This is a genomic window from uncultured Vagococcus sp. (assembly GCF_963518325.1).
In the GTDB taxonomy this organism is placed as follows: domain Bacteria; phylum Bacillota; class Bacilli; order Lactobacillales; family Vagococcaceae; genus Vagococcus_D.
Genome location: NZ_CAUQJB010000003.1, coordinates 211,423 through 224,826 on the forward strand (window position 1 = coordinate 211,423; position 13,404 = coordinate 224,826).

General features: G+C 41.0%; 9 protein-coding genes. 6 read left to right on the top strand and 3 right to left on the bottom strand.

What is annotated here, in order from left to right; all coding sequences use genetic code 11:
• Positions 1-431: 431 nt before the first annotated feature.
• Positions 432-1,736, bottom strand: a complete 1,305-nt coding sequence (locus RWN13_RS04355) for a GHKL domain-containing protein (protein WP_314060821.1) — start codon at positions 1,734-1,736, stop codon at positions 432-434.
• A complete protein-coding gene (locus RWN13_RS04360) occupies positions 1,733-2,440 on the bottom strand; it encodes a LytTR family DNA-binding domain-containing protein (RefSeq protein WP_314060822.1) in 708 nt (235 codons plus the stop codon). Before RWN13_RS04360 ends, RWN13_RS04355 begins: the two co-directional genes overlap by 4 nt.
• A gap of 270 nt (positions 2,441-2,710) precedes the next feature.
• Here RWN13_RS04360 and RWN13_RS04365 point away from each other — a divergent pair, with 270 nt between their 5' ends.
• The 5 genes from RWN13_RS04365 to RWN13_RS04385 all read left to right on the top strand — a co-directional run bounded on the left by RWN13_RS04365 (position 2,711) and on the right by RWN13_RS04385 (position 11,044).
• A complete protein-coding gene (locus RWN13_RS04365; protein ID WP_314060824.1) occupies positions 2,711-5,113 on the top strand; it encodes a glycoside hydrolase family 3 C-terminal domain-containing protein in 2,403 nt (800 codons plus the stop codon).
• A gap of 69 nt (positions 5,114-5,182) precedes the next feature.
• Positions 5,183-5,662, top strand: coding sequence for a GtrA family protein (locus RWN13_RS04370; RefSeq protein ID WP_314061011.1), 480 nt, complete (start codon positions 5,183-5,185; stop codon positions 5,660-5,662).
• Positions 5,663-5,693: 31 nt separating this feature from the next.
• Positions 5,694-6,704 (top strand): glycosyltransferase, encoded by a 1,011-nt coding sequence (locus RWN13_RS04375; RefSeq protein WP_314060825.1) that lies wholly within the window; start codon positions 5,694-5,696, stop codon positions 6,702-6,704.
• Positions 6,705-6,738: 34 nt separating this feature from the next.
• Positions 6,739-7,851, top strand: coding sequence for a UDP-galactopyranose mutase (glf, locus tag RWN13_RS04380; RefSeq protein WP_314060826.1), 1,113 nt, complete (start codon positions 6,739-6,741; stop codon positions 7,849-7,851).
• 307 nt (positions 7,852-8,158) lie between these two features.
• A complete protein-coding gene (locus tag RWN13_RS04385) occupies positions 8,159-11,044 on the top strand; it encodes a glycoside hydrolase family 3 protein (protein ID WP_314060827.1) in 2,886 nt (961 codons plus the stop codon).
• Positions 11,045-11,123: 79 nt separating this feature from the next.
• Here RWN13_RS04385 and RWN13_RS04390 read toward each other — a convergent pair whose 3' ends face one another.
• The gene (locus RWN13_RS04390; protein ID WP_314060829.1) at positions 11,124-11,861 is read right to left on the bottom strand and encodes a MurR/RpiR family transcriptional regulator; all 738 of its coding nucleotides are present in this window, start codon (positions 11,859-11,861) and stop codon (positions 11,124-11,126) included.
• Positions 11,862-12,074: 213 nt separating this feature from the next.
• Between RWN13_RS04390 and RWN13_RS04395 the strand changes: the two genes are divergently transcribed.
• Positions 12,075-13,403, top strand: coding sequence for a 6-phospho-beta-glucosidase (locus RWN13_RS04395; RefSeq protein ID WP_314060830.1), 1,329 nt, complete (start codon positions 12,075-12,077; stop codon positions 13,401-13,403).
• The last annotated feature ends 1 nt before the right edge of the window (position 13,404 follow it).

A 13,404-nucleotide genomic window follows, 5' to 3' on the forward strand; every position in this document is an offset into this window, starting at 1 on the left:
TTGGTGAAACAAACGAGTTTTTCAACATATTATTCATATAGTATCAATCTTATTAGTGATTATTGCAACTTAAACAACCTGAGATGTAACCTAAACAAAAGCTCTTGTTGCTGTGATTGGGCCTTGTTAGACTGAATTTAGTTAAGTCAGGAATCAACTGGTAAAAAAGGAAACCAATGGATGAATGAAATAGTTAAAGGGACAAAGATTGGAAGGCCTGGTTATGTTGTCTGTCTGTCGTTTTTTTTTTTGCTGAGGTTCATCCAAATAGTTACTGGGATATATTTGTGTCAACCTTGATTCCTTTTGTGATGGGAGCCTTGATTTATTACGGGGCTTGTATTATCAGGGAACTGTGATAATCGAGTGTTAAAACAGGTTCAGGCAAAGACAAAAAAGATCAGACCATCGGAGTGATAGTCTGATCTTTTTTATGTGTTGACAGGAAAGAGCACTTTTAAGGAAAACCAGTTATTTTCGGCGGTGACGCTCATATTGCCTTCATACTTGTCAGCAATGTAAGAAATGCTTTTTAGACCATAGCCATGATAGTCCTTATTGGATTTAGTGGTTTGAGGCAAACCGGCAGAGAGCTCAATCTGATCAGCTGCATAGTTTTCAACTAAAATCATAGCGAAGTTGCCCCGATTAAAGACTCTTAAATTAACGAGACGCTGCTCACTGTCTGGTAAGCGCAAGACGGCTTCTGTGGCGTTATCTAAGGCATTACCAAAGAGACTGCAAATATCCATGGTATCCATAAAGTTTAGTAGTTGGCCGTCAACAATACATGTAAAGCGAATATTATGTTCGATGCAATAAATATTTTTTCGTGAAAGAATCGTATCTAAAATCCCGTTGCCGGTATGGATGTCAGAGCTAAAGGTGTTGAGAACCTGAGTCATTTCATCGAGATAAGCTTCCTTTTTTTCGGAGTTTTCTTCCATGCGAATAATCTCTATTTGGTGTTTTAGATCGTGAAACTTTTGTTCAATCAAGCCGGCACTTTCCTTATAGGCTACATATTGCTCGTAGTGATTTTGGAAAATGTTATTCACCGCTTTTAATTCATTTTGCAAATGGTGCTCATACAATTGTTTTTCCTGCATATAGAGGATACAAATACCGCAAAAGTTAATCAGGGTCCGGACGAGAAAGACCGATAAAGGATCACCAAAGGAGTAAGTAGTCCTTGCCAACAGAAACCCAATATTGCTGATAGCAAAGATGATAATAGCTGTCAGGATGGCAATAAAGACATTGCGATTTTGAAGCGTTAAGGAAATGTCAATTTGATGGACACGGTGCTCAAAAAAGTAAATAATCCCTAATATAAGCAAGTACCAAAAGAGATTGGTTCCAATGGCTACATATGGATTATCTGGAAAGGAATCAAGGAAGATGTGACAATACATCTGCCAAGCAAAGGCGGCCATAAACTCTGCGACAATAAAGGCTTTGGCACAGAGGTAACTAGCATTTTTTAGGTTGATAACACTACATGCCAGAATGGTTAAAAACATCCAGAGGACATTCAATGCCATGCCGACAATCCAAAAGGCCAGTGGCCAGCTACTGACAAAGAGTTGCAAGAGAAACTGACCGATGCCCATTAAGATAAAAACAACTGGCCAGCGGTGGCGTTTAGTAAGGGGCAAAATAAAAATCAAACAGGTTAACCATTCAGCCAAAGCTGTATAGTAGCGGGGAATATTAGGCAGCACGTCTTGAATCATGAGAGGTCATCTCCGATATAATTAGTTAAGGATTCAAGAAATTCTTTTTTTCTTGGGCGGCTGATTTGCAAGTCATAACGACCGACTTTGGCAATGTTTTTTTCAATGCCTGAGACATGCTTTAAATTCACTAAATAACAATTATTGCAACGGAAAAAGCCGTCTTCCTTTAGTTTTTGTTCCATATGTTTCATGGCATCTAAAATTGTATAGGTTTGTTCAAGAGTATGAAGTTTTAAATAATGGCCATCGCTTTCCACGAATACCAGCTCGTTGAGATTGATTTTTTTAAAGCCACTACTGGCTTTAATCGTCAGGTGTTTGTGTTCTTGGTTGGCCTGTTTCTTTAAGAGCTTTTTAAAGTGTTCACTAAAGTTGAAATAATTGAGTGGTTTTAGTAGAAAATCCACGGCATTTACGGCATAGCCTTCAATCGCAAACTGGACATAGTTAGTAATAAAGACAATCATCACGGCCTCATCCACTAGGCGGATTTTTTTTGCCGCGGTCATGCCATCCATGATTTCCATTTCCACATCGAAGTAAATAATATCGTAATTACTTTGATAATTGTCAACAATGCTGAGACCATTAGGATACCAATCGATGGTACAGCTAAGGTGATGATCGCTAGAAAAAGTATTGATATGTTGTTCCAATGTGAGTCGATTGGCTTCATTATCTTCGACAATCGCAATGCGCATAATAATCCCCCATAATCTCCCCTTTAGATAAGGGGTGCTTTTGAGAAACAGTATAACAAAATTATCAAGCTTGTGCTATAGCCAACAGGACTGATTGGCTGACTTCAATGACAGAAAATGAATGAAATGGTTCAAGTTATGCAGGTGTGATTGCAAACGTTTCCCCTGATGTTATACTGAAAATAAGAGATAAAATGGCGAAACCAACCATTTTCAGGAGCAACTAGTGGGTCTGGGACAGACAGGGTGGTTGAAAGGAGAAACAGAATAATGAAAAATAAACAATTGATTGAACAATTAGATTTAACTCAAAAAGCTTTTTTGATGTCAGGAGCAAGTACATGGGAAACCGTTCCTTATGAGGCTTTAGGAATTCCCTCAATCTTTCTGTCAGACGGGCCCCACGGTTTACGAAAACAAGAAGGGGCCGCGGATCATTTAGGCTTAAATGCCAGTTTGAAGGCGACATGCTTTCCCACAGCGGCAACGATTGCCAACAGTTGGGATCCCGAAATTGGTGAGGCAATCGGCCGTAGTTTAGGGGCGGAAGCTCGTAACAATGATGTTCATGTTGTATTGGGGCCAGGTCTGAACATCAAGCGGCACCCGTTTTGCGGTCGCAATTTTGAATACTTTAGTGAAGATCCTTATCAGGCAGGGAAGATGGCTGCGGCTTACACTCGGGGAATCCAAGAAAATGGCGTTGTGGCTTGTCCGAAACATTTGGCAGCCAATAGTCAAGAGACTCGTCGCATGACTACTGACTCAATTGTGGATGAGCGAACCTTAAGAGAAATCTATTTAACTGGATTTGAAATAGCTGTAAAAGAAGGTCAAGCCAAATCTGTTATGACGGCCTATAATCGGTTGAATGGGGTCTACGCCAATGAAGATAAGTGGCTGTTACGGGACGTTCTGGTTGAGGAATGGGGCTTTGATGGCTTTGTGGTGTCTGACTGGGGAGGCAGTAATGACCATGTCTTAGGGGTGGCGGCAGGCAGTCATTTGGAAATGCCAACGACTGGTGTTAACGGAGCAAAAGAACTGGTCGAAGCCGTTAAATCTGGCCGTTTATCTGAGGAGGTCCTCGATCAGCGGGTCGATGAATTATTGACAGTTCTTTTAGCAACAGCTAGTCTTAATTATCAAAAAAGCCCAGATACCTTAGAAGACCACCATCAAGTGGCTAAGAAAGCCGCAAGAGAGAGCGTGGTGTTATTAAAAAACCAAGAGGTCCTACCCTTGAAAGCAAAAGCTCAGGTTGGGATCATCGGTGATTTTGCTGAGACGCCAAGGTACCAAGGGGCAGGTTCGTCGGTGGTTAATCCGACTCGATTAGATACAACTTTAGAAGTGATAGATTCTTACGACCTTGACTATCAGGGATTTGCCAAAGGCTATCATCGAAGTTTTAAAGAGGATCAGGAACTGATTGATGAAGCGGTGGCTTTGGCCAAACGAGTTGAGACGGTTTTGCTATACATCGGTCTGGATGAAATCAGTGAATCAGAAGGCTTGGATCGTAGTACATTGTCCTTACCTGCTAATCAGCTTGGGTTGATTAAGGCTGTCACAGCAGTTAATTCACAGGTGATAACGATAATTTCGGCGGGTTCGGTGATTGACATGGCTTGGGATCAAGACGTTCAAGGGGTTCTTCATGGCTATTTAGCTGGACAGGCAGGCCCTAGTGCCATGTTGGATGTGATTGTGGGGAAAGCCACTCCTAGTGGTAAACTGAGTGAAACTTATCCTCATGATTACCTGCAACTACCTTCTGCTAGAGACTACCCAAGCGCAACCAATCAAACTGTTTATCAAGAAGGCCCTTATATTGGTTATCGTTATTTTGAAACGGTTCAAAAAGAGGTCAAATATCCTTTTGGTTTTGGCTTAAGTTACACTCAGTTTGGTTATTCTGACTTGACCGTCAGTGAGACAGGAATCAGTTGTTTGATCAAAAATGAAGGTCAGTATGATGGAGCTGAAGTGGTTCAACTATACGTTTCCAAAGGATCAGAGGTCATCTATCGCCCCTTTAAAGAGCTGAAAGGTTTCAAGAAAGTTTTTCTGAAGGCTGGGGAAAGTCAGCGCATTGAGATTCCTTTTGATGACAAGACCTTTCGTTATTACAATATTCTGACTCAGGAGTGGGCTGTTGAGCCAGGTGACTATGATTTGTTAGTAGGTGCTAGCGTTCAGGATATTCGGTTGAAGGGCAGTATTCAGCAAGTGGGGGAGGTGAGTTCGCCTTATGAACTAGAATCGATACCCCATTACTTTAGTGGGAAGGTGACTGATGTTAGTCTGGCTGAGTTTGAAGAATTATTAGGGCGAGAGGTTCGACTCTTGCCATTTACTAAAGGCCAAGAGTTGTTTTTGAATGATTCAATCAGTCAGTTGGTTTATGCCAAAAGTGGATTAGCTCGCCTTGTGTATCGGATTTTGGATGGGATGCTAGAGCGCAGTGAAAAGAAGGGGAAACCTAACTTAAATGTGTTATTTATTTATAATATGACCTTTAGAGCTGTCGGTAAGATGACCAACGGCATGGCCAATCAGGACATGATGGAAGCTGTTTTAGTGATGGTCAATGGTCGTTTCTGGGCTGGCTTTGGCCAGTTAGTAGGAGCCTTTCGTCGCAATCGAAAATTGCAAAAAAGAGGAATCTAAGCTACACTATACTATACTTGTAAAGGTGATTAACCAGTGGAATCTAAAAAAAGAAGTCCATTAAGGGCTATTCAACAATTTAAAGAGAAACACCCTGATTTATTTGAGTTTATCATGTTTAATATCATGAGTAATGTAGCGACGATCACCAATTTTATTGTTTTATGGATTGGCACTGGCTTGTTGTTTGCCAATCTGTCAGAGATTGACTTTCACTGGTTTATTTTCAATTATTCCTCAAAGGAAGGGGGGCTTGGGGGCTTTCTTAGCTTTCTTTTGGCTTATAGCTGCGCCCAAGTCGTGAACTTTATCGTTCAGCGAAAATTTGTTTTTTCGGCTACGGTGGAGATAAAAAAAGTACTGCCGTGGTATCTGTTGACTGTGATGTTTGCGGGGATTATCTCCATTTGGTTACCGCCCTATATCATAAAATTAACTCAGTCCGTATTACATGGCTTTGCTCCGACGTTTGCTAATATCGTCAACATTGTGTTGCAAGTGGTTATTAATTATCCCATGATGAAATTCAAAATCATGAAGAAGGAATAGGGGCCTTCAGAGAAAAAGGAGTACGTTAACAATGAAATCGTTAAGTGTGGTTGTTCCTTGCTATAATTCGGAAGAGTATCTGGCACATTGTCTGGAGTCTTTACTGAAAGGTGGCCAACAACTGGAAATTATTATCGTAAATGATGGGTCAAGGGATCGAACTGCTGAAATCGCTGATGAGTTTCAGCGCCGTTTCCCACAGATCATCAAGGTCATTCACCAACAAAATGGTGGCCATGGAATGGCGATTAATGCTGGCTTAAAAGAAGCCAAGGGAGACTATGTAAAAATTGTGGACAGCGACGATTGGGTCGACGAAGGTGCCTTAAAGGCTGTCTTGCAGTTGATTGATCACTTGGCTGAGTCAGGTGGCGTAGATATGATTATTAATAATTATGTTTATGAAAAAGTGGGGGCCCGTAATAAAAAGAGCATTAACTATTCCGCCACATTACCAGTTGATCGAGTCTTTTCATGGAAGGAAGTCAATTTGCCAGTTGGCAAGTATTTACTGATGCACGCGCTGATTTATCGGCGACAGGTCTTGGAAGACTGTCAACTCAAGCTGCCGGCTCACACCTTTTATGTGGACAATCTCTATGCCTTTGAGCCTCTGCCGTATGTGAAGCGGATGTACTATTTGAATGTTGATTTTTATCGTTATTTTATCGGTCGCGAGGATCAATCGGTCAATGAGAAAAACATGATTGCTCGTATCGATCAACAATTGTTCGTTAATCAACGGATGGTGGATTTTTATTCGGATCTACAGGGTTTGTCTGAGGATCAGCAAAAGTACATGCGTCAGTACATTGAAATCATTACCAGTGTGTCTTCGGTAATGCTGTTAAAAGATGGTTCGCCAGAAAGTCTAACGAAAAAAGCTGAGTTATGGTCGTATATTGCCCAAAAAAATCGGACATTGTATCAATTGATGCGTAAAAGTTTTATTGGTTACAGTGTCAATTTACCAGGGAGAACAGGTCGTTTTACGGTGATTGGGGTTTACCGGGTGCTTCAAAAAATTTATGGCTTTAACTAGTTTTGTGAGTCGGTGATAGGGAGAAGAAAAGCTTATGGATAAATTTGATTATTTAGTTGTAGGCGCTGGTTTGTTTGGGTCGACGTTTGCATACGAAGCTGCGCAAAGGGGCTATCGGGTGAAGGTGATTGATAAGCGGGCCCATATTGGGGGCAATATTTACACGGAAAGGATTGGCGGGATTGATGTACATCGTTATGGTGCCCATATTTTTCATACTCAGAACGATGTGATTTGGCAGTATATGAATCAATTTACGGAATTTAACCATTTTATCAATGCTCCGATCGCCAATTATCGGGGAAATCTGTATAATCTACCCTTTAATATGAATACTTTTTATCAATTGTGGGGCATTACGTCACCAGCAGAAGCTCAGGCCAAAATTGCTGAGCAGCGGGCTGAGCTGGCCGGGAAAAAGCCTCAAAATTTAGAGGAGCAAGCCATTGCTTTGGTTGGAACAGATATTTATCAGCGATTGATTAAGTCTTACACTAAAAAGCAGTGGGGCAAAGAGCCAAAGGACCTGCCTGCTTTTATTATTAAACGGTTGCCTGTTCGTTTTACTTTTGATAACAACTATTTCTCTGATAGGTATCAGGGGATCCCTGTGGCTGGTTATACGGCGATTGTGGAAAAAATGCTGTCTTCAGATCGGATTGTCGTTGAGACCAATCAGGATTTTTTTGACAATAAAGCTACCTATCTTCGGGAGTATCCGAAAATTATCTATTCAGGAATGATTGATAATTATTTTGATTATCAGTTAGGGGTTCTGGAATATCGGTCGTTGGAATTTGAAACCACTTATTTAAAAAATGTGGCAAATTATCAAGGGAACGCCGTTGTTAATTTTACCGATGAGGAAACACCTTATACGCGGATTATTGAGCATAAGCACTTTAACTTTGGGCAGCAGCCGGATACGATCATTACCAAGGAGTACTCAAAGGAGTGGCGTCAAGGTGATGAGGCTTATTATCCGGTGAATGATCAGAAGAACACCCACTTGTATAAGAAATATGTCAAGTTGGCTAAAGGAGAACCGAATGTGATTTTTGGGGGACGTTTGGGGACCTATCAGTACTTGAATATGGATCAGGTCGTGGCTAATGCACTGGCTTTAGTCAAACGTGAATTTAACTAAGCAGTTATCAGCAATCATTCCTTTGGAGAAATGATTGCTGATAACTGCTTTCCTTATGATGTTGGGATTCCGTGACAAGATATGTTTTTTTCGTGACAGGTTATGCAAGAGTTATTTCATAAATAACAGCAAATGCTATACTTAAGCTAATAGTCAATGACGATAAAGCTGTTGTCATAACAAGGATTTATCGTTAAATACAAGAAATGGGGAAGGTATTTTATGAAGTTGTAATTTGAAAGCGTTCTAAAAAAGGGCTACCTATAGCAGATTAAGTCTAAATGACGCCATGAGAAGGAGAGTACCGATGAAAAAGAAGAGAAGATTACCAATACCTGTAGCAGTTATTATTTATTTGATCACCACCTTATTAACAGTTCTGTTAATCGTGGGAAATGTGCTGATATTATCTTATTCACAAATCGTGACCGTCTTTACAGGTCAAAGTTCAACCAAGTTGGTTGCGGCAAAAGATGAAAAGCCAGTTGATTTTTTCACCAGTGATTTTAAAAATAATGAGGCCTTACATGACTACACAAAAGAATTAGGACAGGAAATTGTGGAAGAAGCGATTGTTTTGATAAAAAATGACGACAGTACCTTGCCACTAGCTTCTGGCAATAAGGTTAGTTTATTAGGTCAGAACTCAGTTGATTTAATTTATGGTGGCGGTGGGGCTGGTTCAATTGACACCAGTAAAGCGCCGGACTTTAAGACCGTGATGAAAAAATCAGGATTTGAGATTAATCCGACTTTATGGGACTTTTACACGAAAGGTGAAGGGAAAGATTTCCGCAAAGAAACTCCGAGTATTACTGGACAAGGAGCCTTTAAAGTTAACGAAGTACCGAAAGACCTTTATACCAAAGAAGTAATTAACAGTTTTGCCGATTATCAAGATGCGGCAATCGTGACAATTGGCCGTTCCGGAGGCGAAAGCGCCGACTTATCACCTGATAAATTAGAATCTGGTTATCATTATTTGGAATTGGACCAAGAAGAACGGGATTTATTGCAGTTGGCTCAGGATAACTTTGAAAAAGTTGTGGTAATTTTAAATACGTCTAATCCGATTGAACTGGGATTTTTAAAGGAATACAAGATTGATGCCTGTATTTGGGCAGGTGCTTTAGGGCAAACAGGCGCTTACGGAATTGGGCAAGTCTTAAATGGTAAGGTCAATCCCTCTGGTCGTTTAGTTGACACCTATGCCTACGATGCTTTTAGCTCGCCGGCGATGGTTAACTTTGGGGATTACACGATTAAAAACAGTGAGGTGGCTAACGGCAATAAATACGTGGTTTACGGTGAGGGAATCTATGTGGGCTATAAGTATTATGAAACCCGTTACGAAGATGTGATCTTAGGGAATGAGGAAGCGACGGCTTACGATTACGCCACGCAAGTTCAATATCCCTTTGGTTATGGTCTTTCTTATACAAATTTTGCTTGGACAGATTATCAAGTGAAAGAAACTGATAGTAGCTTTGAGGTCAGTTTAACCATTAGCAACAAGGGGAAAGCAGCTGGTAAGGAGACTGTTCAACTTTATCTGCAATCGCCTTATACCGATTACGATAAAGAAAACCAGATCGAAAAAGCCGCAGTTCAATTAGTTGGCTTTGATAAAACGGTGATGATTCCAGCTGGACAATCAGAAACGGTGAAGATTGAAGTACCAAAAGAAGAGATGAAAACCTATGACAGTCAAGGCCATGGGACGTATATTGTGGATGCCGGAGATTATTATTTGGCGGCTGGTCGCGACGCTCATGAAGCCCTCAATAACATCCTAGCTGCTAAAGGAAAAACCGTGGCAGATGGGATGGATGCTGAGGGACAAAAAGAACTGACTAAAAAAGTCACAGTGGACGAATTAGATGCCACTACTTATGCTGTTTCAGCAGAAACTGGAAAAGAGATTAACAATCAATTTGAAGCTGTTGACATTAAAAAATATGACGATCAGTTTACCTATCTTTCACGTAGTGACTGGGAGGGCACTTGGCCGACCGTTTATCAGGAGGGTCAGTTAGAGGCCAGTGAACAGCTATTGGCCGATCTTGAATTTTCTCATGAAGAAAATAAAGCTGATAAGATGCCAGAATTTGAAAAAGTTAGCAAAAAATATGGAAAATTAAGTGCCGCTATGCTAATCGGAGCAGACTACGATGACGATAAGTATCAGGCACTGTTGAACCAAATGAGTTTAGAGGACATGACGACTTTAGTCAGAATGGGGGGCTACGCCACTCATTACATCGAATCGATTAATTTACCAGGAACAATCAATAAAGATGGCCCTGCGGGAATTTCTAGCACATTAGTAGGCGGTGGTGAGTCCACGGCAATGGGCTATCCGGCACAAGTGGTTGTGGCATCGACTTGGAATACGGATGTGGTGAATCGAATGGGGAAAGCCATTGGCGAAGACAGTTTAGCCGCGAAAGTATCGGGTTGGTATGCTCCGGGTATTAATACCCACCGTCTGCCATTTGGTGGTCGTAATTTTGAATACTTTTCAGAGGACAGTTTTATATCTGGTAAATTAAGTGCCAGCGAAGTCGAAGGGGCTCAAAATAAGGGAACTTTTGTCTTTATGAAACATTTTGCTCTAAATGACATCGAAACCAATCGAATGGGCGGGGCGATGTTTGCCAATGAACAAGCTCTTAGAGAAATTTATTTGAAACCATTTGAAACTACCGTTAGAGAAGGTGATGCCTCAGGCGCCATGGCTGGCATGAATCGGATTGGGGCTCGTTGGGTAGGCAGTCATAAAGGGTTAATGACCAATACTTTGCGAGATGAATGGGACTTCAGGGGTCTTGTGATTACCGATCAGGCTTCCTTTCCAAATTTTTATTATCAAGACATGTTTGGCGGGTTGGAAGCAGGCACCGATATGTGGCTCAATACCAGTACTATGTTGTGGAATTTCTCGGATAAAGAGTTAACGCCAACCATGGCCAATCATTTGCGGAAGGCTTCTCATAACATTATTTACACGATTGTTAACAGCAATGCCATGAACGGTGTGACACCAAAGACAGAGGTTAAAAAGGCAACACCTAAGTGGAAATTCTTCTTGTTGGCTGCTGATGTAGTCATTGGTGGGTTACTAGTCTTTATCTTCTTTATTACCACGCGAAAATTAATCAGACAACGGCGTGAGAAGAAGGCGATGAAATAAAAACAAAAGACAGTCTAGTTAAGTTGCTAGGCTGTCTTTATTTGTCTTTAAAAATTCCTGCGATGATAATCAAACTGAATTAATGATTATGGATAGCTCTGGCAATCGATTCCAGAATAAATAAAACGGGAAGTTGGGAAGTGATATCCTGTTCGACTAGAGATTCTTTGGTAATGTAATATGGAATATTCACATTGGAGAGCTTGGCAACCGTTGAATTGGCTGTGTTTGTGATGGAAATAATATTGCTGTTACGAAAGTTAAGGTTACTTAAATAATTGATTACTTCAGGCGTTTCGCCAGAAACGGAAAGGGCAATGACACAGGTTTTATCCAATAAGTCCTTAGAAAGAAAGGACATGGGATTGGTAACGGGATCTTCAATTCGCAATGCCATCTGAAATAACGAAGAAAAATACAAGGCACCGTATTCAGCCATAACATTGGAAGAGCCCACCCCAATAAAGAGAATTAACTCTTTATTTATTAGTAATTGGATTGCCGCTTCAATTTTTTTTTGAAAGTGAGGCTGAGTTGTCCGTGTTAAAAAATCGATATATGTTGAGGTGTCGAGGGTGACAGCATGATCAAACTGGTCGCGACTTTGTAAGTATAAGCGCAGGCGAATTTTAAATTCGGAGAAGCCCTTACACTCAAATTTTTGACAAAAACGTTGAATCGTTGTGGTACTTGTATGGGTTTGGTCAGCTAATTCACGAATCGTCATGTAAGTGGTTTGTTCCAAGTGGTCCGTGATGTATTTATAGATGTCGAAATCTAAATCCGTTAACTCAGGTGTTCGATTTAAAAATAACAAAGTGATCACATCCTTTAATTAGAGTATAAGTCATCCCATCTTAAAAAGAAACAGCTGTCACAACCTGTGATAAAAGTGTCACAAATATCAATCGACTGATGGTGTGCCTAAAGAACTGGAAATCCGTTATTTATGAAAAGAACTTGCTATAATGTGAACAAGTCGATGAAAGCGTTTATCTAAGGGCGACTATTATTAGCAGGAGGCGTTAGGATGAAAAAATTAAAAATCGTCACCATAGGCGGTGGTTCCGGGTATACCCCAGAATTAGTCGAAGGATTTATTAAACGATACTTGGAGATGCCAGTAACGGAATTGTGGTTAGTTGATGTGGAAGAAGGAAAGGAGAAATTAGCTTTAGTCGAGCAATTATCTCGGCGGATTCTAGAGAAAGCTGGCAGCTCGATTCAGTTGTTTACAACACTTAATCGGCAGGAAGCGCTGAAAGACGCTGATTTTGTCTTAACCCAATTTAGAATCGGCCAGATGGAGGCGAGGATTCAAGATGAAAACATTCCCCTTAAATATGAGACGATTGGTCAGGAAACCAATGGGCCAGGTGAGTTGTTTAAAGCATTTCGGACGATTCCAGTCATGCTTGATCTTGTCAAAGAGATGGAAGCCCACTGTCCTGAGGCTTGGCTAATTAATTTCGCCAATCCCGCAGGAATGCTGTCGGAAGCGGTTCTTAATCACAGTAAGTGGACCAAAATTATCAGTATATGTAATGGCCCCTTGTCAATTGAAAATGACATTGCCAGAGTTTTGGGAGTGGATAGACGGCGCTTGTATGTGGAGTTTGCCGGGTTAAATCATCTGATTTTTGCAAAAAAAGTGTGTTTGGATGGGAAGGACGTAACGGAACAAGTCATTAATTCGGTAGCAGATGAAGGCGCTTTTGTAGATAATCCTGGTAGCTCAGATTGGCAGCCTGATTTTTTGAAAGGCTTAAAGGCTTTACCAATGAGTTATTTACAGTATTATTGGAAAACGAATGAAGTGCTGGCAAGTGAGCAGTATGCAGCCAGCCATGGTGGCTCTAGGGCTGTGGTTGCGCAAAAGATGGATCAGGAATTATTTGAGGTTTACCGAGATCAAGGGTTGATGGCGGCGCCTGAATTATTAAGGAAAAGAGGCGGCGCTGGTTACAGTGAAGCGGCCTGTGATTTAATTACCTCACTCTATACGGATAAGCGGGACATTCAAACCGTTAATGTTAGAAATAATGGGGCGATTACCAATTTAGCATCAGATGTGGTGGTGGAAGTTAATTGTGTGATTACGAGTCAAGGGCCGGTTCCTCTGACGACTGGTCCATTGCCCCCAGAGTTGAATGGGATTATTCAAGCCATGAAGTCCTACGAGCAGGTGGCATGTGAGGCGGCTGTGACAGGGGATTATAACCAAGCGTTAGTCGCGATGACGATCAATCCTTTAGTCTCAAGTGATAGTCAAGGAAAGGCCATGTTAGATGAGTTGCTAGAGGTTCATCAAGCTTTTTTACCACAATTTAATCAATCCCACATCAAAAAAGGAGATTAGG